Origin of the sequence: Cellvibrio sp. KY-YJ-3 (assembly GCF_008806955.1) — a bacterium.
Taxonomy (GTDB): Bacteria; Pseudomonadota; Gammaproteobacteria; order Pseudomonadales; family Cellvibrionaceae; genus Cellvibrio.
In genome coordinates, this window is sequence record NZ_CP031727.1 from 2,772,232 (window position 1) to 2,797,013 (window position 24,782).

The 24,782-nt window shown below is 45.7% G+C and carries 21 protein-coding genes and 1 pseudogene; 16 read left to right on the top strand and 6 right to left on the bottom strand.

Going from position 1 to position 24,782, the window contains the following annotated elements:
* The first annotated feature begins 41 nt into the window (after positions 1 to 41).
* The 5 genes from D0B88_RS11630 (at position 42) to D0B88_RS11650 (ending at position 4,862) form a co-directional block, all read left to right on the top strand.
* Positions 42 to 710, top strand: a complete 669-nt coding sequence (locus D0B88_RS11630) for a GntR family transcriptional regulator (RefSeq protein ID WP_151057329.1) — start codon at positions 42 to 44, stop codon at positions 708 to 710.
* A gap of 13 nt (positions 711 to 723) precedes the next feature.
* Complete coding sequence (locus D0B88_RS11635; protein WP_151057331.1) at positions 724 to 1,878, top strand: mandelate racemase/muconate lactonizing enzyme family protein; 1,155 nt, start codon at positions 724 to 726, stop codon at positions 1,876 to 1,878.
* A gap of 8 nt (positions 1,879 to 1,886) precedes the next feature.
* Positions 1,887 to 3,146 carry an MFS transporter gene (locus D0B88_RS11640; protein ID WP_151057333.1) on the top strand — a complete coding sequence of 420 codons (1,260 nt, stop codon included), beginning with the start codon at positions 1,887 to 1,889 and terminating at the stop codon, positions 3,144 to 3,146.
* The gene (locus D0B88_RS11645) at positions 3,091 to 4,152 is read left to right on the top strand and encodes a sugar kinase (RefSeq protein WP_225318343.1); all 1,062 of its coding nucleotides are present in this window, start codon (positions 3,091 to 3,093) and stop codon (positions 4,150 to 4,152) included. Before D0B88_RS11640 ends, D0B88_RS11645 begins: the two co-directional genes overlap by 56 nt.
* Before the next feature lie 74 nt (positions 4,153 to 4,226).
* A complete protein-coding gene (locus D0B88_RS11650; RefSeq protein WP_151030856.1) occupies positions 4,227 to 4,862 on the top strand; it encodes a bifunctional 4-hydroxy-2-oxoglutarate aldolase/2-dehydro-3-deoxy-phosphogluconate aldolase in 636 nt (211 codons plus the stop codon).
* Here D0B88_RS11650 and D0B88_RS11655 read toward each other — a convergent pair.
* The 4 genes from D0B88_RS11655 to D0B88_RS11670 all read right to left on the bottom strand — a co-directional run bounded on the left by D0B88_RS11655 (position 4,854) and on the right by D0B88_RS11670 (position 11,101).
* On the bottom strand, positions 4,854 to 5,900 hold the full coding sequence (locus D0B88_RS11655; protein ID WP_225318344.1) for an SMP-30/gluconolactonase/LRE family protein: 1,047 nt from the start codon (positions 5,898 to 5,900) through the stop codon (positions 4,854 to 4,856). The genes D0B88_RS11650 and D0B88_RS11655 overlap by 9 nt on opposite strands.
* Complete coding sequence (locus D0B88_RS11660; protein ID WP_151030857.1) at positions 5,887 to 6,648, bottom strand: SapC family protein; 762 nt, start codon at positions 6,646 to 6,648, stop codon at positions 5,887 to 5,889. Before D0B88_RS11660 ends, D0B88_RS11655 begins: the two co-directional genes overlap by 14 nt.
* Positions 6,649 to 6,685: 37 nt before the next feature.
* Entirely contained in the window at positions 6,686 to 8,239 is a 1,554-nt protein-coding gene (locus D0B88_RS11665; protein ID WP_151030858.1) for a tryptophan halogenase family protein, read from the bottom strand.
* A 114-nt stretch (positions 8,240 to 8,353) separates the two neighbouring features.
* Positions 8,354 to 11,101 (bottom strand): TonB-dependent receptor, encoded by a 2,748-nt coding sequence (locus D0B88_RS11670; RefSeq protein WP_151030859.1) that lies wholly within the window; start codon positions 11,099 to 11,101, stop codon positions 8,354 to 8,356.
* Between the two features lie 508 nt (positions 11,102 to 11,609).
* Between D0B88_RS11670 and D0B88_RS11675 the strand changes: the two genes are divergently transcribed.
* The 10 genes from D0B88_RS11675 (at position 11,610) to D0B88_RS11710 (ending at position 22,003) form a co-directional block, all read left to right on the top strand.
* Positions 11,610 to 16,112: an Ig-like domain-containing protein gene (locus D0B88_RS11675; RefSeq protein WP_151057337.1), complete on the top strand. Its 4,503-nt coding sequence runs from the start codon at positions 11,610 to 11,612 to the stop codon at positions 16,110 to 16,112.
* Positions 16,113 to 16,512: 400 nt separating this feature from the next.
* Positions 16,513 to 17,016, top strand: coding sequence for a hypothetical protein (locus D0B88_RS11680; protein ID WP_225318345.1), 504 nt, complete (start codon positions 16,513 to 16,515; stop codon positions 17,014 to 17,016).
* Between the two features lie 115 nt (positions 17,017 to 17,131).
* Positions 17,132 to 17,281 (top strand): hypothetical protein, encoded by a 150-nt coding sequence (locus D0B88_RS19005; RefSeq protein ID WP_191966424.1) that lies wholly within the window; start codon positions 17,132 to 17,134, stop codon positions 17,279 to 17,281.
* A 94-nt stretch (positions 17,282 to 17,375) separates the two neighbouring features.
* Positions 17,376 to 17,636, top strand: a complete 261-nt coding sequence (locus D0B88_RS19275; protein ID WP_225318346.1) for an FRG domain-containing protein — start codon at positions 17,376 to 17,378, stop codon at positions 17,634 to 17,636.
* A gap of 451 nt (positions 17,637 to 18,087) precedes the next feature.
* Positions 18,088 to 18,528, top strand: a complete 441-nt coding sequence (locus D0B88_RS11690) for a hypothetical protein (protein ID WP_151057343.1) — start codon at positions 18,088 to 18,090, stop codon at positions 18,526 to 18,528.
* A 15-nt stretch (positions 18,529 to 18,543) separates the two neighbouring features.
* Positions 18,544 to 18,915: a hypothetical protein gene (locus D0B88_RS11695; protein ID WP_151057345.1), complete on the top strand. Its 372-nt coding sequence runs from the start codon at positions 18,544 to 18,546 to the stop codon at positions 18,913 to 18,915.
* Positions 18,916 to 18,919: 4 nt separating this feature from the next.
* A complete protein-coding gene (locus D0B88_RS19130) occupies positions 18,920 to 19,138 on the top strand; it encodes a hypothetical protein (RefSeq protein WP_225318347.1) in 219 nt (72 codons plus the stop codon).
* A 12-nt stretch (positions 19,139 to 19,150) separates the two neighbouring features.
* Entirely contained in the window at positions 19,151 to 19,555 is a 405-nt protein-coding gene (locus D0B88_RS11700) for an HAD family hydrolase (protein WP_255477840.1), read from the top strand.
* 90 nt (positions 19,556 to 19,645) lie between these two features.
* Positions 19,646 to 20,005, top strand: coding sequence for a hypothetical protein (locus D0B88_RS11705; RefSeq protein ID WP_151057347.1), 360 nt, complete (start codon positions 19,646 to 19,648; stop codon positions 20,003 to 20,005).
* A gap of 789 nt (positions 20,006 to 20,794) precedes the next feature.
* Positions 20,795 to 22,003, top strand: a complete 1,209-nt coding sequence (locus tag D0B88_RS11710) for an IS256 family transposase (protein WP_151057348.1) — start codon at positions 20,795 to 20,797, stop codon at positions 22,001 to 22,003.
* Positions 22,004 to 22,077: 74 nt separating this feature from the next.
* Here the strand turns inward: D0B88_RS11710 and ttcA (D0B88_RS11715) are convergent, their stop codons facing one another.
* Positions 22,078 to 22,971: a tRNA 2-thiocytidine(32) synthetase TtcA gene (gene ttcA, locus D0B88_RS11715; RefSeq protein ID WP_151057350.1), complete on the bottom strand. Its 894-nt coding sequence runs from the start codon at positions 22,969 to 22,971 to the stop codon at positions 22,078 to 22,080.
* A 422-nt stretch (positions 22,972 to 23,393) separates the two neighbouring features.
* On the opposite strand from ttcA (D0B88_RS11715), the pseudogene ttcA (D0B88_RS11720) reads away from it, so the two are divergent.
* Positions 23,394 to 24,155 (top strand): annotated as a pseudogene (gene ttcA, locus D0B88_RS11720) (tRNA 2-thiocytidine(32) synthetase TtcA); the annotation flags it as partial.
* A 24-nt stretch (positions 24,156 to 24,179) separates the two neighbouring features.
* Here the strand turns inward: ttcA (D0B88_RS11720) and D0B88_RS11725 are convergent.
* Positions 24,180 to 24,782 (bottom strand): hypothetical protein, encoded by a 603-nt coding sequence (locus D0B88_RS11725; protein ID WP_151057352.1) that lies wholly within the window; start codon positions 24,780 to 24,782, stop codon positions 24,180 to 24,182.

Here is a 24,782-nt window from a genome sequence, read left to right on the forward strand (position 1 = left end):
TGTATACAATAGTATGTTAATTGTATGCAATATGAGGCGCAATGATGGCGTTGGTAGATACGGAATTGGCTTTTTCGGTGCTCTTGGGGCGGGAGCAGGGGCTGGTAGAGCAAATATTGGCAGATATCGCTCTGGGAACTTTTGTAAGTGGTAATCGCTTGGTTACGGCTCAATTGGCCGAGCGCTATGGAACCGGCGTAAACCCTGTGCGCGAAGCCCTTAAGCAGCTAGAAGGTGAAGGGTTTGTGACCTCGCAAAAAAATAGTGGTGCGCGTGTGGCAAGTTTTGAATACACCAGCATGCGTGATCTATTTGAGATTCTGCAATTGCTCGAACCGTATTTTATGGCTTGGTTTGTGGATCATTACAGTGATGAAAATGTGGCAAGGCTAGATCAACTATTGCAGCAGATGCGTGGTTTAACGACTAATGATCGGGTGGGTTTTTTGCATTTAGACAATTTATTTCATTGGGAAATGTATCGCCATCACTACAACAAGAGTGCACTAAAGATTTGGAAAACAAAACGGTTAATGCTGCTTGCGATGCATGGAAATTTAGCGGTCAGTCGTACGCGTATTGAGCATTCAATTGGTGAGCACCAGCAGATAATTGACGCACTGCGTGCGGGCAAGGGGGCGCAATCAGTGCAGGCATTAGCGTTGCATTTATCTTCCAGTGAAGATTACTGGTCAAAATTAATTCGTTAATACAGAGCAAAGAATGAATATAGTGGATATTAAAACCTATGCTTTTTGGCTGGGGTTTCGCAACGTCTGTTTGGTTAAAGTGGAGACCGATGAGGGTATCTATGGCTGGGGCGAGTCAGGCTTATCAGGGCGTGAAAAAGCGGTAATAGGCGCTATTGAACATTTTAAACAATTTCTGATTGGTCGCTCGGCATTGGATATAGGTGCACTGTGGCAAGAGTTGTATCGGAGTCATTATTTTGAAGGTGGGCGAGTATTGGCTGCTGCAATTTCTGCTCTGGATATTGCTCTGCACGATGCCTGCGGAAAACATTTGAAGGTGCCTGTATATCAGTTGCTGGGTGGCAAGCAGCGCAACAGCATTCCGCTGTTTGTTACTTCTGCCTTGGATTTTGGCCCCGCTTTTGTTGACCATCTACTGCAATTACAAAGTGATGGTTGGCAAACCATTCGGGCGACTACCGGTGAGCATGGTGTAAGTCATAGGCCGACTGTATTTGACGTGCGTAAATCGATTGCCAAATCTTCTCACTGGCTCACGCAGGCACGCGAAGCTTTGGGAAGTGAAATAATGTTAGGGGTGGATTATCACCACCGTTTGAGCGTGGCCGAAGCGGCTTCTTTTTGTCAGCGGATGCCAGCAGGCACTTTGGATTTTATTGAAGAACCTATTCGCGATGAATCCCCTGCGGCCTATCAAGCGTTGCGCACTATGGTAGATATACCCTTCGCTATTGGTGAAGAGTTCACCAGCAAGTGGGATTTTTCTCGCTATTTGGAGCCGCTGTTAACCCAGTTTGCTCGCGTAGATATTTGTAATGCGGGTGGTTTTACTGAGGCGATGAAAATTGCTGCGTTATGTGAAGCAAAATATGTGGACATGATGCCACACAATCCACTTAGCCCTATTTGTACGGCTGCCTCCATTCATTATTGTGCAGCTATTTCCAATCTCGCGAGTTTGGAATTGTCGCCTTACGACGGGGATATGTCTGAATTCGATCGCATTTTTACTCATCGCCCGCTCGTGCAAGCTAATGGTTTCAGTATCCCCACTGACCCGGGATTAGGTGTGGATGTTAATGAGCAATTAATTAAAAATCTTTCCTTCAAATATTGGGAGCCACCGCGACTTATAAAACCGGACGGCTCCTATACCAATTGGTGAATAAAATAATGAAAAAAAATGCACCTGCAAGTAAAAGTGGAATTTTGATTCTGCTGTTTTTGACAGTCGTTATAAATTACATGGACAGAACCAATATATCGGTTGCTGCCAATGCTATTGCGCAAGATCTTGAATTAACTAAAGTGCAAATGGGAATTATCTTCTCGGCATTTGGTTGGACTTATTCAATTATGCAAATTCCTGGTGGATTATTGGTTGATGCGCTGCGCATTAGAATTTTATATCCCATTATTTTGGTTGCTTGGTCATTAGCGACTTTAGTTCAAGGTGTTGTAAGTAGTTTTGCCGCTTTGGTGGGGTGCCGTATGGCGATTGGTTTATTTGAGTCGCCATCCTATCCCGCCAATAACAAAATTGTGACGCAATGGTTCGCAGAGCAAGAGCGTGCTGGAGCTATTGCTGTTTATACCTCAGGCCAATTTATTGGGTTGGCATTTCTAATGCCTGTTTTAGCATTCATTCAAGAGTTATTTGGCTGGCGCGGGTTGTTTATTATTTCAGGCTTAATCGGAATTGTTTGGGCACTGGTATGGCACTACTTTTATCGTGACAAAATAATTCAGTCTACCGCTTCGGTCATATCATCACCGGCTACATCAAAAAAAGAACCCATCGAAATACCTTGGAGCAATATCAAATTAGCTTTCTCCAATCGTAAACTTTGGGGCATTTATATTGGTCAGTTTTGTTTGGGTGGTACCTTAATTTTTTTTCTAACCTGGTTTCCTACCTATTTAGCCGAATATCGTGGCTTGAGTGATTTAAAAACCGGAATTTACGCGTCTATTCCGTTTTTGTTTGCTTTTTTCGGCGTTCTGTTTGCTGGGTTTTTGTCAGACTATTTGGTGCGGCGTGGTGTTTCTACTGAGGTTTCAAGAAAGGCGCCTATTATTCTTGGCTTTATATTATCTGCCAGTGTCGTTGGTGCAAATTATGTCGACAGTATTTCCTGGGCAACTTTTTTCCTGTCAATCGCTTTTTTTGGTAATGGATTAACGTCTATCGCCTGGGTTTTTGTATCACTGCTTGCCCCGCAAAAAATGGTGGGATTGGTCGGCGGATGTTTCAATTTTATTGGTGGACTTTCAGCCGTTATTGTGCCGATTGCAATTGGCTATTTGGTACAAGATGGTGACTTTAAGCCTGCGCTATTATTGATTACCGGTTTGGCATTGGCAGGCTTATTTTCCTATGTTTTTTTGGTGGGAAAAATTGCTCCCATTACAGCCGTTAATCTGGAGAAATAAATTGAGCATTACATTTTTTGGTGAGCTTATGTTGCGTTTAACCCCAGCGCAACCACAGCAGCGGCTCATTGTGGCACAGCAATTGTCGGTAGATTTTGCAGGGGCTGAAGCGAATGTTGCGGCCGCATTGGCTCGGTTAGGTGTGGCGACGGATTTCATTACGAAATTGCCAGACAACCTAATTGCGGAACAGGCTATTGCCAGTCTCCATCGCTGCGGTATAGCTACGAATAATGTCTTGTTCGGTGGAGAGCGCATGGGTACTTATTTTATCGAATTAGGTGCTTCGCTTCGTCCAACGCGAGTGGTTTATGACCGAAAATACTCCGCTATTTCAACCATCGTTGAAAATGAATTTAATTGGAATGAAATATTGCAGGGTAAACAGCGATTGCATTTGAGTGGCATAACGCCAGCACTTTCAGAGCAGTGTGCACTAGAAACAATCAAAGCTGCAAAAATTGCACATGGCATGGGGGTCAGAGTAAGTTTTGATCTCAATTTCAGGCGCAGTCTTTGGCCAGAACCGGCATTTGCCAAGCACTATTTTAAACAAATTATGCAGTATTGCGATTTGGTATTTGCCAATGCAGGTGTTATCAGTGATGTATTTGGATATCAATTTTTTAATTCTGATGCACTTGCAGAAGTTCAGGCTGTGGCTGAATTTTTAGGTGATGAGTTTAATGTAGATGCCGCCGTTACTAGCCGTATTCATCACAGCGCTTCAGTTAATTCGCTCACTTCACTGTTAAGGAAAAATGCCGACTCGTTTAAGAGTACCGAGTTGCGGGTAGATATCCTTGATCGATTAGGTACAGGGGATGCATTCGCCGCAGGAGTTTTATACGGCTATCAGCAAGCCTGGTCAGCGCAACAAACTATTGATTTTGCCAATGCCGCCTTTGCGCTGGCGCACAATTGTTATGGCGATCAGGCTTGGATGAGCGAGACAGAAATTAATGAGGTGGCGCGGGGTAATACTGCTGGTTATGTGGTGCGTTAATTCGTGTTTTGTTGAGCGCAAGTAATAGATGCAGCCAAAGTTTAAGGCTGCTGGATTAATAGTGGAATACATCGATGAAGTTTGAACGAGTCAACAAGTTACTTGCCGAAAAGCTAATTGTCATTTTACGAGTAAAACACTCAGAAGATATTATTCCCATTGTGCAATGTTTGGCGGCTGCGGGAATAAAGGTATTAGAGGTGACTGCCAATACGCCCAACTTTTGTGCGGCGATTAGTCTTATTCGTGGCGAGTTTCCTGAGGTTTTGGTAGGGGCGGGTACTATTACCAATGTGTCGCTTGCGCAGCAAGCGATGGCGGCAGGCGCCCAATTTTTAGTGACGCCGAATACCAGTTCCGCGGTTGTAAAGGTTGCTCATGAGCAAGAAGTTCCAGTTGTGATGGGAGCATTCACACCAACGGAAATTGTGGCTGCAATTGAGGCGCAAGCTGATATTGTAAAATTATTCCCGGCTGAGCCAATGGGCCCTGATTATTTAAAATCTCTGGCTTTTGGACCATTTAACAACACAATTTTTTTTCCGGTCGGTGGTATTAATGAACTCAATGTCGAACGCTGGGCGAATTCAGGTGCTAAAGGAATCGGTGTGGGTGGGAGTTTGGCTGCGCCGGTGCGTACACCAGAAGAAGCGCAGCGCTTGGTTGAGCGGTTAAAAATACTAATAGAAAAAGTTGCAACATTATTTTAATGACAGGCTCATTAAGGTGTCGTGGGCGGTAATAAACAAAGTTTTTTCATCGCTGGAAAGTGTGCAATTGGCGGTGAGTTTTTCAGTGTAAATTTTAGCGAGCACTTCACCCGCCGGAGAAAAGATCCACACACCACCGGGGCCTGTCGCAAATAAAACGCCGGATGAATGTGTCGCCATTCCATCAGGTACACCTTGGTGTTCGATGTTATTTTTAAATTTGGTCGCATCATAAAAAACACGTTTATTCGATGTGTTTCCTTGCTCATCAAGGTCATAGGCCAACCAATGGGGATGTTCTGGATCTGACACGCCGATGTATAGCGTTTTCTGATCTATTGAGAGGCCTATACCGTTAGGGGACTTTACTTGATCATCCAGCAGTACGCTTTCCCCTGAGGGTGTTACTTTATAAATACCTTGAAATGCAATGGCTCTACGCTTGTCAGTCATGCCACCTGCCAAGCCGTAGGGAGGGTCAGTAAAGTATAAATTTCCGCTGCGACTGAGCACGGCATCGTTAGGGCTGTTGAGTCTTTTTCCTTTGAACTCGCTGGCAACATTTTTGTATTGTGGCGCAGGGCGGTTTAACGGGGCGTTCATAAGTGCAATGCGTCGGTCGCCTTGCTGCAACAAAATCAATTCATTGTTGTTATTGAGTAATAATCCATTGGAACCACCGTTATCATCATCGGGAAAGAGTGCAGTTGCACCAGCGGGCTCTAAATAAAGGCGAGTTCCTATGCCGGGTTGATATTGCATAATGCGGTTGTTGGGAATATCTGAGAATAGCAATGCTTGCAATTCATCAACCCATAACGGCCCTTCAGTCCAGCGAAATCCATCGGCACGAATAAAGATTTTTTTCGTTGGGTCGATCAGCTGCAAAGCACGAGGATCAATAATCTCAATGGATCCTATCGCTTGGTTGAGTTCTGGCGCTAAGTGGCCTTCACTTTTATCCCATTTGTTTGTCGTGCAAGCAGCAATAGTGCAGGTCATAAAGAAAAGTATTGCAATTACATTAAGCTGTTTCATGTGTTGATCCTTGCAGGCGATTGTTTTTAAAATCAATTAGACGTTGTAATTGCTGTAAGGATTGGATAATAAATTTTATGGGAGCCAAAAAATGTTGCTCTTGTAACCGGTTTATTTCCACTTCACTTAAACTATTCAATCTATCGGTGTTGATGGTATAGATACCTTCGTAACTAAAACTTGATCCGTCATTAAGCGCGATGTTAATGCGCGCCGATTCCAGCAACTGATGGTTTAATAGCTGTGCAATAAATACTTTTGTCATGGTTTCACTGGGTGTTAATTGACTCAGTAATTCATTGATGGAATTTAAATAAGCGGTGGGTGTTCCGTCGCTATTAAAAAGCGACTCTCCTTGTGTGTGGCTAATACGTTTGCTCTGAGTGTTGATGCTAATAAAACCACTGTCGTGTTCTGTGTTGGGTGCTTGGGTATTCTCAGTAGCATGGCGACGCCCAACAATAAATGGCTGACGTTGGATATGGAGCGGAATATAATTGGCGTTCCATTGGTGTTGATCTAAATAAAGATTCTCTTCAGGCGCAAAACCTAATAGGGCATATAGATTAAACTGACCTGTGTCTGGGTCTTTCATAAAACATATCGGGTATTCATGGGCTAATTTTTTTAGCTCATGGATCAATACCGGAACGTTATTAATATTTTCACCGTATTCTGCACCATGCTCAGTAATCACTTTCAGTTGCGTGTGTATTTGGTGATTCAGTATTTCAATAGAAGTGCTCATATGTTCTCGCTATCGTAATTGGATAATAAAGTCCAAATTAAACGGGCTGTAATCCATATTCTTTAATTTTGTTAATAAGTTCTCTGTTGCTGGGAAGTTGGCTTTTGAGTTGTTGCGCCAACGTTGCATTTTTGTTGAATAACACTTGCGCTAATTGTTGATTGTGTTGCGACATACCTAGAGTGCTGGCTTCTGTTGTGTAGCCCATTCCGTACAGTAAATATTGATAGCTGGCAGCGGGGAATACCTCAGCCGCGCGATCAAAATCCATATGCCAAGGCGGTTGGTAGCGCCACAAAGTCATTAACTCTTGCAAGCTTTCTGGAATGCTACTTAAGCGTCGATTGTCTCTCCAAAAATCACTGTCGTCGCGTTTGCTAAGGGTGTAATGCAATTTCAAAAAATCAATAATGCGTTGCCAGCGATATAAAAAAGTTTCATTAAATCGTTTTGCGATGATGTCCATCGCGGGGCGTGTTGCTGGTAGTTGGTCGGCAATCATCGCGGCTGATATTTCAATCAATACCAATGCCGATGCCTCCAGCGGTTCAAGAAACCCTGCGGATAACCCTACAGCGACACAATTTTTTTCCCAAAACTTTGCTCTGTGCCCTGGTGTTATAGGAATTTTTCGCACAGAAATTTGCTCGGTGTTGGAGGAGTGTTGTCTGAGGTATTGGTGCAGTTTTTCTTCGGCTTGCTCTGTGCTGGTGTGCGCGCTGGAAAATACGTGGCCTATACCGTGTCTGCTTGGCAGGCCTATATCCCAAATCCATCCGGAATCCTGCGCGGTAGAAATGGTGTGCGAGGCGATAGGGCTGTTGTCATTTTCATAGGGCAGGTGGACTGCCAAGGCTGTGTCGATAAAAAGTACATCTTTACAGGATATAAACGGCACTTTGTAGTGTTTGCCAAGCAACAGCGAATTAAATCCACTGCAGTCTATAAATAAATCGCCTGCAATATCGCCCTGTGTATCGGTAGCAATTGAGGTGATATCGCCATTGTCGGCGGCATTAACATGAATAACATCGGCTAATAAATGGGTGACACCAAGGTTGGTAGTGCAATGCTTTTTTAAAAATTCGGCAAATGCACCGGCATCCAAATGGTAGGCATAGTTTGCAACAGCGGCATATTCCGGTGTGGTAATTAATTTCGGCGCTAAGCCCGCTTCACAAAGGGTTTCTTGTACGCAGACGGCGTTGGAGAAAGATTGGTTGTGTGGATTAGCTAACCAGTGGGGCGCAAGATTAATCTCGGAAAAGCCTTGCGGTAAAACTAAAGGGTGATAATAAAAATCGTCTTTTTGGCCAGTGCACCAATGCACAAATTTTGCTCCCTGTTTAAAGGACACATTACATTCACGCAGAAAATCTGTTTCACGCACGCCCATTTTTTTTAAGGTGTTACGCATGGTGGGCCAGGTTCCTTCACCGACGCCAATGATGGGTGTTTTGGGTGATTCTACGAGGCTAATTTGTATGCCTTCGCTATGCTGGCTGCGTATTTTGGCTGCGAGCGTGCCTGCGGTAATCCAACCGGCTGCACCACCGCCAACAATGACAATGGATTTTATTGCTTTTGTCATATTTGCACCGCCGTTTTTATTATCCATTTAATCTGTTTCGTTTTAAAAAAAAGGTCGCCAATAGTAGGCGACCTTTTTTGTACTCAATCATAATTGGGTGTTAAACACTGACAATTAGAATTTCGCACGTACACCTACGTTGTAACGAGAACCGTATTGCTCGTAATCTTTAATTTGATTAGTCCAACGGCCGTAACGATGGGTTGCTTCATCGGTTACGTTCAAGCCTTCGATAAATACGGATAGATTCTCATTGATTTCATAACTTGCGTTGATATCAATTTGATCATAGGCCGCAGTAAAGACGGGTTCATTGCCGGATGACAGGAGGAACTTGTCGCGCCAGTTATAGGCAATACGAATTTGGAAACCATTATTTTCGTAGAAGCCGACAAAGTTGGCTGAATCGCTCAAGCCTTGTAGCGCCAAATCATTGTCCAAACTGTAGACGTCGTAACTGTCATCGCTATCTACCATGGTGTAGTTAACAATGGTGCCGAAGCCTGAGTCGCCGAACATATGCTGTACATTAAATTCCCAACCATCAACCAAAGAGTCGTTCAGGTTTTGTGGTGTGGAAACTTCCCAGACAATAGCTTGATCACCAGGTTGTGAAGTACAGGCTGATGTTGGGTTGGCTACTGAGCCACCTGGGCAACCAGGGCGCGGATTGGCGCTGGGGTTAGTCAGTGGGCCATTGGGGCTGTTGATGATGCGGTCTTCTTGGCCTACAGCAATAAAGTTATCCACTTTCTTGCGGAAGTAACCACCGGATACATAACTGCCTTCGCCGTAGTACCACTCAAGTGACAAGTCGAGGTTTTCGGATTCGAACGGTAATAAACCCGGGTTGCCTTGATTTGCTTTGAATGGGCCGGTTGATAAGTGCGTGACTAAATCTGTGCCGGGATACATTGCATCAATATTGCTGCGCGCAATGGTTTTGCTGTACGAGAAACGCGTTACCAGGTCATCGGTTAAATTTAAACTTAAATCGAAGTTAGGTAAAAAATTATCGTAATTTCCTTTGAGTGTGTCCGACTGTTCGGTATCAGCGTATATCTTCGACATCTCCAGTGGCGATACCCAATTAAAACCTATCACTGGTTTAGTGATGGTGTAGGAGCTAACATCGGTTTCTTCGTAGCGCAGGCCAACATTGGCTTTAACCGGCATTTGGTTAAATTCCGCATCAAAATCAAATGACAGATAAAGCGCGTTAGTCTCTTCTTCAATACCATTGGTGCCATAGTTCATTGGATTATTAAGATTTTGCGCGTACACCAAATCAATAAATTCATTGGCGCTAAATACAGGTACATATTCAAAACCTATATCGCCTGTTTCAAAACTGAGATCCAGATTGGTCAGGTCCATGCCGCTTAATGCAAAGTTCGCGCTGTAAATATCTTTTACATCTACGGTGTTTTTGGTTTGTGCTACACCAAAATTAATCGCCGTAAGTGCACCTGCATCGGCATTTTGCCAAACGCCGTGCAATTGAACTTGTTGAATATTATTTTCCAGTTCATGACCGCGCTCTTGATACAGGTCGCCGACAATATTGGCTTTGTTGTAGGCGCCGCCGGGTAAGTCTGAATCGTCATAGGAAACGCTGGGCAATTTGCCAGAGAAATCCGCTGCGATATCCACTGCACCAAACGGGTTTTTGGTATTGGCAATGCGCTCGGCAGGTTGTGCTCCTGGGTTCGCATGAGAGGTTGAGTCATGTGCATCCAGAGTGAAAGACAATTGATCATTAACGTCCCACTCTACATTTACACCGAATGAATCATTTTCAGTATTAAAACCGTATTCCCAGGCCCAAAAGTTCAACTCATCGTTGCTGCGCGCCGGGTTAATGATGGTGCCATTGGCATCGGCTTTACCGGTTTGTACATCATCAAACCAAAAGCTCATGCGATTCATCGCGCCGTCTTCTTCAAGGCGTGACATGGTGTAATCAACAGTCGCGGTCAGGTTGTCGGTTGGGGCAAATTGCAATACCAATTGACCGTTTTGGCGGGTGCGCTCGTAGTTGGCATTTTCCAAATCGACAGTGGGGATGCGCCATGTCGCTTTAGTGGGGTTGCGATCAGTATCAATAGCGCTGGTGTCAGGATTTTGTTGGCCGGGATAGCCGCGGCTCCAACCATTTTGTGTGCCGATACGATCGACATGGAAGTTGCGTTCGGCGTAGGAATAAGATGCGAGTACGCCAAATTTTCCATCGGCAAAAGTGTTGCTAATCATGCCGGAAATTTCCGGTGTTACTTCATCGCCTGTTTCAACAGTGGGCTCGATTACACCTTTCACGCTCGCGTGAGCAACCAATTCATTAAAATCAAACGGCTTGGCGGTTTTCAAGTTAATGGTTGCGCCCAGTCCGCCTGAGGCCACGTTTGCTTTGCCGGTTTTATAAACCTCTACGCCGGAAACACTTTCTGCGGCTATTTCACGGAAATTAAAACTGCGAGAAATGGGTGTGCCATCCAACGCGGATGAGTTGGGCATTTGACGGCCATTTAAAGTCACCAGATTAAAACTGGGGCCGAAGCCCCGAACGGTCACTTGGTTACCCTCATTGTTGCTCCGGTCGATGGATACACCGGTAATGCGTTGTAAAGATTCAGCGAGGTTGGTGTCGGGAAATTTACCTATGTCTTCGGCACTGATGGCATCTACTACGCCGCTTGCTTGCCGCTTGGTTTCCATTGCGCCGGTGAGTGAGCTTCTAATCCCGGTCACTACAACTTCTTCCACAGCGCCGGAATCTTGCGCATAAATATTGATGCTGGATGCAGCAATCACTGCTGCTGAAAGTACTTTTAGTTTGAAGCGGTCTTGAATAATCATCGCCATACAACACTCTCCTAATGGTCTTTCATTTTTCTATATCGGCTTGTTTTGCCTTTGTTCGAATCAAAACAGGCCTTATGGTTGATTCGAAAGTAAGGGCGGTTTGCTAAAGATTGAAACGTTTGGTTTCCGCGCCTTGCCTTGCGCAGGTATCATCTGCCCACTTCTTTTTAATGTCAAACATTAATTGTTAACAAAATGTGTGGTTGTTGGTCGAAGTGATGGGGCATGGGCTGTGACAGTGAGGAGAGTGGGTATCAGCTGCGCATGGGCGGGAGGCGGGAGCGTAAAAAAGTTAAAGATTAACTGTGAAATGTTAACAAGGTTGTGTTAATGCAAAAAATATCGGTGTAAGATTCTATTTCTGCTACTGGCACAGCTTCACCAGCAGGGGCTTGGGATTCGCGTAAATCAGAATCGTCTTGGCCAATCATTAATAACAATAATATGTTCTTCAGCTGTTAGTGTTTTTTCCAATAACGATAATTATCATTTCATCAAAGAGGCAATTATGTTTAAACAACATAAACTCCGCCTTGCTGTTGCCGCTATTACTACTGGGGTTTTAAGTAGCATGGCGTCTTTAGCATTGGCGCAGAACGTTAAGGTTGATATCAACGCGAATATCAAACACTCGGTCAATGGCGTTTCTGATTTTGGACGCGAGCGGCGCATTACCATTCATGCCAGCCCAATGGAAAATGATTTCTTGGGTGAAAAAGAAAAGCTCGATTACCTGATGGATTTAGGTGTGACCTTTGGTCGCGATAATGGTTTGTCGATGTACTATTTCAGCCAAACCGGTGGTGATAAGGCGCGCTCTACCGATACCCCCAGCCCATTTCCTTTTGGTTATGCCAACAAGCCTAATCTGGCACAGTTGAGTGCTCTCTCGGCGCAATACAAAGAAAATTTGGATACCAAATACGCCGATGCGCAGGAATATTTTGGGCGCACTTCTTCATTGATTATGGGGTCACAACCCAGACCCGCTTACCCTAACTGGAGTTCGTATTCCTGGTTTGGTGGTGGCTTGACCAGTGAAACTCCGTGGCGACCACGCACCGCACAAGATGCAGCAGAATGGTATGCGGAATTTTTAAATAAATTTTTTGTGCAATACGAGAATGATCCTACGGCTATTCCTATGCCCAAATATTGGGAGGTAGTCAACGAACCCGATATGTTGATGAACGTTCCCAGTCATGAAGGTCATGTATCTACTTGGGAAGAACTGTTCGAATTTCACAACGTGGTTGCCAATACTGTACGTAGCAAGCTGGGTAACAAGGCTCCAAAAATCGGCGGCATGACCTGGGGTCTGCACGATTTGGAAAAAGGCGATGCAACTGCAACAGGTTCGCCGCGCAATCGTGGCGATGCATTATTGAATATGTTTTATGGCTCGGATGCGGGTAGTGAGGCGATCAAAAATGCTATCCGTGTAAACAGCTTTAATAAATCGCCCACGATGTCGCTCAATGGCCCAAGCCCAAGTTCGGATTGGTATCAATGGGATGTAATCTGGAAAGGCTTTATGGATGCCGCCGGTAAAAATATGGATTTCTATTCAGTCCATTTGTATGACTGGGCTTCTTGGGACGGAGCATCTACTCGCACCGGCGCTTTGCGTACGGGTTTCCAATCTGAAGGGGTTTTGGATTTGCTCGAATGGTACGACATGAAAATGCTCGGTCAACGCAAAGAAGTGGTGATGTCGGAATACGGCAATATTACCGGCACCGACATTACTAAATTGGATCGTCAGCGCATGCGCTGGGAAGTATTAAAGCCCTTCTCGCAAATGATGATGCAATTTATGGAGCGCCCTGATTACGTCACCTTGTCTATGCCGTTCATCGTGGTTAAGGGTGAGTGGGGCGATGAGGACAAAACCCATCCTTACGGCCAAAGTCTGTTGGATCGTGACTACTCAACTTGTACCGAAACACCTACGGCTTATACCAACTGTACCTGGAACTTTAACCCTTCCATTAAATGGTATGAATTGTGGCGTGACGTTGATGGCACCCGTGTAGATACCTATGCCAGTGACCGCGATATTCAAGTGGATGCCTATGTTAAGGGCAAACACATGTATGTCATTTTAAACAGTTTGGAAGCAAAGCCGACCACCGTAGACATGAACTTTGCGGGCATCAGCGGCAATGCGATCAAGAGCATCAAAATGCGCCACTTATATTTAGACGAGGCCATTGATGATGATAACAATCCAGCCAACGGTGTGGGTAAGCCAATTCTGGCCGATGCCACTCTGACCAGCCTGCCTAAAAACATCACAATTGGCGCAGATGCAACGGTGATTTTGGATATTGAGTACACCAATAACCCAAACCCCACACTCAACAGCAAAGAGCAGAAATACCCGGCTGAACCACTGACCGCCAATGCCCCGTATCGCGTTGCAGCCGCAAATGTGAGTGCGCAGGTGAACGGTGTGCCCAAACCGGCTAAAGGTGAAGCGCAACTGCGTGTGACCGGCGCCTTCTTTATGAATACCGGCATAGCGACTGGCTCGTCCGACAGCCGCGTATCGCTCAAAATTAACGGCAATACAGTACCGGTGAAAACCGATTGGCGCGGCGATGAGTCGAGAAGAAACGGGCGCTCCATGGCAACCTTGGAGATTCCGTTTGATGTAAGTTATCTAAGCGCAAGCGGCAATAACAACATTCAGTTAACGACGATTGCCCAGGGTGAAGTTGCGGCGGTGAGCCTGCAAGTGTGGGATATGGATACTCAAGTTACCCGTAGCATTCCCGCTGCTTGCAGCCCATGCACGGCCGTTACTGGCTTGAGCCTGAGCCAAACCAGCGTCAGCAATTTGTTGGTGACTCAATCGGTAGCGCTTCAACCAAGTGTTAGCCCAGCCAATGCCTCCAACCAAAACGTCACTTGGGTTTCATCTAACCCCAGTGTGGCCAGTGTTGATCAAAATGGTTTGGTGACCGGTAACAAGCCAGGTTCTGCCACTATCACCGCAAAAACAGTGGACGGTGCGTTAACTGCTACGGCTTCGGTATCTGTCAGCCAGTTGGTGCCTGCCGCTGTTTCTGTCGTGGGTTTGCCTAACCCTCTGTATATAGGCGCGAGCAAACAGCTAAGTGCGGCAGTTACGCCAATTCATGCACCTAACCGTAAAGTGACCTGGAGCAGCTCTAATCCGACCATTGCAACTGTGGATGCCCAAGGGGTAGTCACTGGCCTTAAGGCAGGCAATGTCACCATTACCGCAAAAACGGTCGCGAACAACATAGTGGGCACGGCAAACATTCAGGTGAAAGCCAAGTTGTTGACCGGGATGGCCATATCGCCCGCGAGCACCTTGATCCCACAAAATGATAGCCTGCAAATCCAAACCAGTTTCACTCCGGCAGACGCCAGTGATAAGTCGGTCACTTGGACCTCCAGTAATACTGCAGTTGCAACCGTGAGCAGTACCGGATTGGTGAAAGGTGTTGGGTTGGGTGTGGCAGAGATTACCGGGCGCAGTAACGACGGTGGCTTTAGCGGTAAAACCCGAGTGGAAGTTGTTGCCTCCAATACCACACTGACCTACGTCGAAGCCGAAGCTTTTAATCGCACCGGCGGAGCCTATGGCGGTTTTGTGAAAAGCACCACTGGTGCCGGCAATATCAATGACAACCAAACCGGTGACTGGGTGGAGTTCGATATTAACTTTGCGCAGGCGGGTATTTACCAATTGGTATTGGCAACCGGTACACCTTTAGATGGCGCGGGTGTGGAGTTCCTGGTGGATGGTGTTTCCAATGGCCGCTCCTCCTTGCCTAACAATGGCAATTGGGATCAGCACGTGACGACGGTAGTAACCAATGGTCTGCAGATTAACTCTGCAGGTACCCATACGCTGCGCTTGCTCAGTGTGGGTGCTGGCGGTGCTTATCAGTGGAATTTGGACAAGATTGGTTATCGTATTTTGAAAGCGACGACTGGTGGGGCATCCTCAATTGCTTCATCGACACCGGCATCTTCTTCACCTTCATCAACGCCGTTGTCATCTTCATCGCGTTCATCGACACCATCCTCGTCTTCCGTCTCATTGAGTTCATCATCGCGCTCATCCACACTTGTATCTTCAAGCTCGTCGGTTGCATCCAGTGTGGCAACGGGTGGCTTGAAGTTGGTGTTGGAGGCTGAAGCATATACCGCGACGGGCGGTGTCTATCAAGGCTTCCAAAAATACACAACGGCAGCTGGAGTAGGGGCTATTAACTACAATCAACGTGGCGATTGGGCCGATTACACCTTGAATGTCACCAGTGCGGGCACCTATAGTATTGACGCCTTCCTGGGTACCACACAAGACGGTGGTGCTATAGAGGTGTTGATTGACGGTGTGTCAGTCGCGAAAAAAACCGTTGCCAATAACAACAATTGGGATGTGTTTGCCAAGTTAGTGGTAGCGAGTGGCGTGCAATTAAGTGCCGGTACGCACAGTGTGCGCATTATCTCGGCGGGCACTACCGCATCGACTTGGGAGTGGAATGCAGATCGCATTGAGTTCACTCAAGTGGCAGTCGCTACTCCTTCCTCTTCATCGCGTGCTTCAAGTTCGGCGCCAGCGGCAGTACCGGTAGTGATGCAGGCTGAGTCGTACATCGCAACTGGCGGAACCTATCAGGGCTTCCAAAAGTACACCACTGCGGCGGGAGTAGGTGCTATTAACTACAACCAAACCGGTGACTGGGCGGACTACAGCATCAATGTGACTGCAACTGCTAACTATCGTATCAATGCTTATCTCGGCACCACCCAAACTGGTGGCGCTATTGAGGTGTTGGTGGATGGTGTGTCAGTGGCGAAAAAGACTGTGCCCAACAATAACAATTGGGATACGTTTGCACTGCTGGAAGTTGGCAATAGCGTGCGTCTGACTCAGGGCACGCATAACGTGCGGATTATTTCTGCTGGTACGACGGCATCAACATGGGAATGGAATGCTGATCGCATCGAGTTTATTCCGGTAAATTAATCCTACAAAAATCCCCTTGCTCGTTTGGCCCACACTTTAATCGGTGTGGGCCTTTTTATTGGGCTGAACTCTCACGATTTTAGTCAGTTTAATTTAAAAAACGATTCTTTTGAGTTCCGCACAATTGCTGCAGATTTCGCCAGAAATAACGCAGACGTGAAACGCTACAATTGGCAGCTAGAATTCAAAAAACACGATTTAGTTAAAAACCTTGATGGGCTTCCCAGGTTCTAGTGGACATACTTAGGCTACTCCGAAAATTCTTTCAGTTTTGACAAACTGCGATTGCTCTTGCTCGCGCCTTTAAGGGTGATCCGATAGTAATAGCTGGCTTTGATGGTATGGTATAAAAGTCGCTGAACATATTGACCATCAAAATTGGCATATCCGCCGACGCAGGGTGTTAGAAAATGCTCCTGTCTATAACGACTTTGAACAGCTCATTATTGATAACAAGTCTGATCGCGGGATATTGCTCGCTACGTTTAAACCATCAGCAATTATCAGAATGGAAATTGTAGAAGATGACCGGGAATGGAGTGCAGAGAAGCTCGAAAAAGTAAAATTGAGGTCAAAACAAAATAAATTATTCGAAGACAATGACAAAGTCTTCTCCGTGGTTTCAAAACTGCCCTATAAATTCAAGTATGTTTTTACTGACGTTACAGGGCGCGAACGAACGCTGACGATTAATGATTGGGAAATCGGTGCACTATTCTGGAAAGAAGAAAAACGCTTTGGTGGTGATGAAGCCAAGGCATTGGAAAGCGTGAAGCACATGTACCTTACACAACATATTAAAGACCGTGACGTTCATTTTTTTTGTGGGCACCACCCAATCCTGGGACAGCATGAACGCGCCAAATCCGTTCATGATCATTGGTGTGTTCACACCGCCCCATGAATTTCAACAAGCTTTGTTTTGAGCGTGTTACATGTTTGCAAACGCGCTTCGGTGACTGCTTATTCCAAGGTGCCGGCCATGAATAATACTTAAGGAATACGAGGAAAATAATCAGATGATTAAAACGGAAATTACATCCATCGCTGAATATTTAGAATGGACCGAGCAATTTCGCCACGATGCCGCGCAGGAAAATTCGATCACCTTTTATCGCGGGCACGCAGACATTGCTTATCAGCTAGCTTGTTCCATGCGTTTACCGTGAAAATAGCACTGGCGAAAGCTTATAGGACGGTAGAGCATCATTTGTATCAGGAAATGTACGACAGGATCTCACAGGATTTGTTAAAGACCCTACTGTGTTTGAAAGACTGGTTAGAATGCAACATCATGGGCTGCCCACCAGATTATTGAATATCACTACCAACCCCCTGGTTGCGTTGTATTTTGCTTGCGAAGCTGAGCCCCAATATCATGATCGTCAAGCTAAACACATCAACCTGCGAATAGCCAAGCTCTCCAATGACGAGCCAGTACAACCCGGTCGGGTATCGTTAGCGGAATCTAACTCTGGAGTTGAGCTAAACGATTCCTGCCTTTCGGTAAGTCCCGGCTTGTAAGTCTTGGCGAGATCAGGGCCAGGAGCTGCGAATAGGAGATCAGCTGCTCTACGGGATTTAAGAGAAGATATGCGACGGAATAGCGCTTCAAATTCTGGATCTATATCGGGAACCATATTTCACCTTCAGCATGTGCGATAGCTAGCATTCAACCAAGCATACCTGCTGCCTACCAATTACGGAAAGTAATTTCCGATGCAGGCCCAACGCCCCAATAGTTGTTGCCTGCGAGAGCGTTATATCATCCGGCAGATCAAGTGACGATAATTAGAATCATTGCTATAGATATAATACCGGTTTGTTTAAAGTTGGCCAAATGTGCTGAAACCCCATCAAATGGGCAATCAGCATGGTAATAAGAATCATTTGCCATAGAAAAAATCGAGCTTTTGTTTAAAGTTAACCATATCTGAAGGAACTAGCAGATGAAAGCCCACTGAATTCCGGCAAAATGCCTGCTATCAGCGAGGCATTCGGCTCACTGATTGAGCAACTCGCTGCTCACCTACACCAGGAAGCACAAGAGTTGATTGCCGAGCGGGAAGCCAGTCTGCAAGCAATGACTGATAGTTTGAAAAGCCAATTGGAATCCCAACAAAAGGCGCTAGCTAGTACGACCGATGAAAACCAACAGCTTAAAGCCCAGTTAGCCAACTATGAGAAAAACTATAATGCTTTGACTGGGGCAGAGGCTCAAAAAATTTTGCTGGTACGAGTGGATCAGCAATTAGCAGACAAAGACGTATTGATAGTGGAGAAGGATAACCACATTCGCCCTCTGGAAGAAAAACATCAACACGCCCGAGAAGCCCTGGAACACTACTGCCAGTCAGTCAAAAACCGGCGCGACCAAGATCAGCGTCGTCACGAGCAACAGTTACAACAACTATAGGCAGAGATCCGTCAGTTGAACCAGACCTTATCGATCAGACAAACTGAGGTGACCCAACTCAGTACCGCTAATGCCGAGCTAATCGCCGAAGTGCGCCAGCTTCGCAAGGCTCTGAATGATGCAGGGCAGCAGCTACAGACAGCGGAGTCAAAATTGTTCACCGTCAATGAACAATTCCAAACCGGAACCGCCCAAATCGTCGAGCTGAGAACTGCACGGGATCAGCTGCTTAGTGAAAAATCTTATCTTGGCGAACGACTGGGACAGATGGAAAAATCCTTTAAAGCTATTGAGATTGAACTTGTGTCGGTCAAAACCGAACTTGCAGTGAAAAACCAACTGCTGGAATCATTTCGCCACCCTCTCCAAACTAAAGCCCATGGGTGAGCAAATGAATACTTCACCGGCATTAATTGTTTTCGATCTCTATGGAACACTGGTTCAGTTTGGGATTAAGCACCATCCTTTTCGAAAGATTCTACTTTGGGCCAGGGAGCAGGGGCGCAACCCACAACCAGATGATGCACGAAAAATGATGACGATAGACAAGGATTGCGGTGAGTTGCTAGCAACACTTGGGATATTCCCGCCCGCCAATATACTCGCATAATTACACCAGGATATTCAGGAAGAGCTAGCCAGCCTGACGCTCTTTGATGATGTGTTACCAGCTCTGGACATATTGGCCAAGCAAGGAATTCCACTGGCCATTTGCTCCAATTTGGCCAAACCCTACGGAGTAGTGATTGATAAGCTATTACCGCAATTCAAATTCTCCAGACACCTCAGCTATGAAATTGGCGCAATAAAGCCTGACAGAGAAATTTACGAATCGATTGTAGCGGGTACCGGCTCAGCACCGGGGCAAATCCTCTTTATTGGTGATACATGTCTAGCCGACTATGAGGGGCCAACCGAGTTTGGGTTTCGAGCTAAACATCTAGTCAGAAGCCAGCCATCAGAGGGCAATACCATTGCTTCACTAAAAGACGTTTTGCGGTTGCTGACTCACCAAATGACCGAATGATGACACGGCATTCGCGCGGGATCTCAAAGCGCCCGGGGCGTAAATGTCATTAAAGAAGTTTCACGTGAAAACTATCACTTTCGGAGCTTTTTGGCTGAGCCGCTTCAGTCGCTGGCTGGTCAATTTGACCTTAAATACTGGCCGTATCTTCCTGCAGTGATCAAGGAAATAGGCGATAATGCCGACGCAGCCGAAATCTACGCAACAGACCCAATAACGCAGGCGGCAACATCTTCAAACCGCTCATCAAAAGCAGATTTTGTCAGAGCAGTGCTGTCGATGATTGATGAACTCAAGGACAAGCCTAGTTTGGATTTCCCCCAGAGTTTCTGCTTAAGTGATTCAGCAATGGCAGATATCGTCAATACATGCCTAATGCTGAGTGCAGAAGAGCTGGTTGATAGCACCTATGTTAAAAATTTACGGCATAGGGAAAAGCGCTCCCTGTAAACAAAACCTACTTTCAATTGTAGGAATTCAAGGGGGCAGGATTTGGCGGATCTCGCCAAATCCTTTAATGACAAATAGTCGCTATGGATAAAATTGGGGTTTAAGCTAAATAGCATTGGACAGTTTTATGCTGAAAGCCTTATGCCGTAAGGGTTTCAAGCTATTTATGTAATATTTGACGGGATCATCCCGGTACCCCTTTAAAAGGATGTTGTGAATATTACATCGACGCTGCGTCGGTCAGTTTCCGGCCGCGTAAGGTAAGTGTATCGGCGTCAATTTGCTAGGCATGGCAGAGCAGATCGAAATCGATAGACGCTGAATTGGGAGTCAAGTCTCACTGATATGTAATCAGCACCTTTTGTCGAAAACTCCAATTCAACCCCTTTCAGATCGGGGTATTCTTAAGCCAAGACTGAACGAAAGTTTTTCTTGGCTTCTGAAACCGCATTGGTTTTTCATAAAAGTATGCATAGATTTTCACTTGTTGTCGATTGCATAATGAAACACAAAACCACTAATGAAATGTTGAAACCTACTCAATGGATAAAATACCTAAACAATGAACGGACTCGTCTAGGCAGGATGTGCTACGGTAGAGCACCACTGGAAATATTGCTTGATGGAGGACGGATTTGGGCGGAAAAAATTTAGCTCAAGTCTAATCTGACAGATACCTGTAAAAACCGGTAACCGTCAGATAAAGTCTGAGCCAGTACTGCTGAGCAGAGACTGTAAACAAATCTGTGTAACTGTTTATCATTCACCTAAAAAGGTAAGGTAAACAGCATGAACAAAAAAGACCTCGAAGCCTTTGCGCGCGAAGCCGCAAAGCACATGAAAACAGAAAAAGATCTGAGCGATTTTAGCCAGATGCTCACCAAAATCACTGTTGAAGCTGCCCTCAACGGTGAGCTTGATGCACACCTTGGCTACGAAAAACATCAAAAATCATCTGCGCCTAATAGCCGTAATGGCTACACCACCAAAACACTGAAAACAGAAGATGGGGAATTTGAATTACAAACTCCGCGTGACCGCGAGGGGAGTTTTGAGCCGCAGCTGATTAAAAAACACCAAACCCGCTTTACCTCCATGGATGACAAAATCCTAAGCCTTTACGCCAAAGGCATGACCACGCGGGAAATTGTTGCCACATTTAAAGAAATGTACGGGGCAGATGTATCGGCCACACTCATTTCAAAAGTCACCGACGCCGTAATCGAACAGGTGATCGAGTGGCAATCGCGCCCACTGGATGCGGTTTATCCCATTGTTTATCTCGATTGCATTGTGATAAAAATCCGGCAGGACAAGCAGGTCATCAACAAATCCATCTATCTCGCGCTAGGCGTGACGATGGAGGGGCAGAAGGAGCTTTTAGGTCTGTGGATATCGGAAAATGAAGGTGCAAAATTCTGGTTAAGCGTATTAACCGAGCTACAAAATCGCGGCGTTCGCGACATCCTGATCGCCTGTGTTGATGGTCTTAAAGGATTCCCCGACGCGATTGCAGCTGCCTATCCGCACACGCAAATTCAGCTCTGTATCGTGCACATGGTTCGCAACTCAGTGAAGTACGTGCCTTGGAGGGATTACAAAGCGGTAACAGCGGATTTAAAACGAATTTATCAATCCGTCACCGAAGAAGAGGCGCTGCTGGCGCTGGAACAATTTGGTGAGAGATGGGATGAAAAGTATCCGCAAATTAGCCGATGCTGGCATACACACTGGCACAATGTGAGCACGCTCTTTCGTTATCCAGACGACATTCGCCGTGCGATTTATACCACCAATGCGATTGAGTCTCTGAACAGCGTGATTCGGCAGGCGATTAAGAAGCGAAAATTATTCCCCACTGATGATTCTGCCAAGAAGGTTATTTTTTTGGCCATCCAAGATGCATCAAAAAAATGGACAATGCCGATTCGCAACTGGAAGGCGGCATTGAATCATTTTATGATTGTGTTCGATGATCGCCTGGCCGACTATCGTTAAAAGGCAGTTACACAGAATTTTTTACAGGCTCGCTGAGCATAGCCTACGTTGCTTCTGGGCAATTCAAGGCATAATTAACTCAAATTTAAAACATCAATAAGCTCAGCTTTCGAGTTAATATTGGAGGAGCTTATGGTCGCTTCGTTAAACAGATAGTCTGCTTTGCTGCCCGATCTATCAATTTTGAGCGCTTCAAAATCGAATAATTTAGTGTCAGCCAACTGACTTCCGGTCACATTTTGAATTGCTCCAAAAATATTTTCAATTCGGCCAGGATGCTCCTTCTCCCACTCTTGCAACATGTTTTTAATCTGTTGTCGCTGCAAGTTTTCTTGGCTACCGCAAAGATTACACGGAATAATAGGAAACTGCATATATTCTGCGTACTCAGTAAGATCATCCTCTCTGCAGTAGGCTAAGGGTCGTATAACGATGTTTCGTTTGTCGTCAGATAGTAGTTTAGGCGGCATCGCTTTTAACTTAGATCCGAAAAACATATTTAAGAATAGTGTTTCAACTATGTCATCACGGTGGTGTCCAAGCGCAATCTTGGTGGCCCCAATATCTTCAGCGAATGAATAGAGGGTGCCTCTACGAAGGCGAGAGCATAGCCCGCAAGTAGTTTTTCCTTCTTCAATCTTAGATCTAACGACAGAGTAGGTATCTTTATCGATAATATAATATGGAATTTCGAGGCGACTTAGGTATTCGGGCAAAACGTGCTCGGGAAATCCTGGCTGTTTTTGATCCAAGTTAACTGCAATGACTTCAAATTTGATTGGAGCTGTTTTTTTAAGATGAATAAGTATATCAAGCATTGCAAATGAATCTTTACCGCCCGACAAACAGGCCATGACAACATCGCCTTCTTCAATCATGTTGTAATCTGAAATGGCGTTCCCAACGTTTTTTCGAATCCTTTTCCTTAGCTTGTTAAATTCGACTTTCTCTCTATTTGCATCCGACATTTGGGCTACCAGTTAAATAAATTATCTATTGAAAATTAATACATGAGGCTAAAGTTGGGGTGATCGACTAGCAAGGAAAGCATCTAATTAATTGCGGCAATCAGGCAGTGGTCAATAGATGGATAAAACAGTCGATCTAAGATATGAGCCTTATTGGCGACTGCAGGCAGTTAGCTAATTAACACAATTAAAAAGTTGCAATTCTATCTCATTCTCGACGAACCAGCAGTAAAAAGTGCAATTCGTTCGAACCAGAATGAAAACAAAAGGATGAGTAGAATTGATTCACAATAATGGCTCTCGATTTAATATGAAAACCCACTTTCTTTACAAATTTCCTTCTTTTTGTAAATATTTATGTTGTTGCAGACAGCTCCAGTCATGGGAGAGTTGATTTTTTTAACAGTATTTATTGGCTTTACGGTAAGGACTCTTACACCATGCTCGATATTTTATTGAGCCTGCAAAAGACCGCGCCCATTTCGTTTGAAATAGTGGCGGTGAATATGGACCAAAAGCAGCCTGGTTTCCCCGAGCATATCCTGCCGCAGTATTTGGCAGAGCTGGGTGTGCCTTATCACATCATCGAGCGCGACACCTACAGCATCGTAAAAGAAGTCGTGCCCGAAGGTAAAACCACCTGCGGTCTTTGCTCCCGTTTGCGCCGCGGTACGCTGTATGGTTTTGCCGATGAAATCGGTGCGACCAAAATCGCTTTGGGCCATCATCGCGACGATATTATCGAAACCCTGTTTTTGAATATGTTCTTTGGCGGCAAGTTAAAAGCCATGCCACCCAAGCTGCTTTCGGACGATAAGCGCAACATCGTCATTCGCCCCTTGGCCTATTGTTCGGAAGAGGATATTGCGCATTTTGCGGAGTTGAAGGGCTTCCCGATTATTCCCTGCAACCTCTGCGGGTCGCAGGAAAACCTGCAGCGTCAGGTGGTTAAAGACATGCTGGTGCAGTGGGAGCGTCAATTCCCCGGCCGCACCGAAACCATTTTTACCGCCATCCGCAATGTACAGCCCTCGCAGCTGGCTGATTTGAACCTGTTTGATTTCATCAATCTGGAAACCAACAAGCACGCTGCCGAGGAAGATGACGACAGCTGCGCCATTAGCGCTCCGCTTGGTCGCATAGAAGATGCAGTGCAATACGTGGATGTGTTGGATATTCGCTAGGTCAGCAGAATAAGGTCGTCTGGATTAGGCGACCTGACGGTGTAAATAAGGTGTGATCAACTTGTTATAGGACTGGATAAACCCGTCGGTATTTCTTACGGCACCGGTGCCATTATCAAAATGCGCAGCCCAAAGTTGGGCGAGGGTCGGCAGGTCGGGGAAGTTATTGCAGTCGATATGGGCGCGGCGGTAGATCATCCATGCCATGCCAGTGCTGTAACTCAGGTTGGTAACCAATTCGCGTTCGGGGTCGAGTAAAAACTGCTGCTGGCTTGCTAAACCGCGCTGGCGCGAGGCGAGGTCGGGAAACTGGATGAGATAGAGGTCCCACAACTCGCGGTGTTTATTTCTGGTTATTCGATAGAGCCCCAGCCCTTGATATTGCTCGCTGTAACAGTGCAGCCCCAGTTGTGATTCCTGAGCTGCCGTAGCCAGCAGTAACTGCTCGGCGAAGGGGGAATAATCGCCCAAGGCTTCCAGGCAGGGTTTGATAATCCATTGCTGTAAATCACTGGCACATATGCCCATAACTACCTCGTTACGCCCTATTTTGTCATCACTACGCGCGGCAAAACTGCGCTGATCACAACTTGGCGTCAAAAAACTACTACATTCTAATTGAAGCAT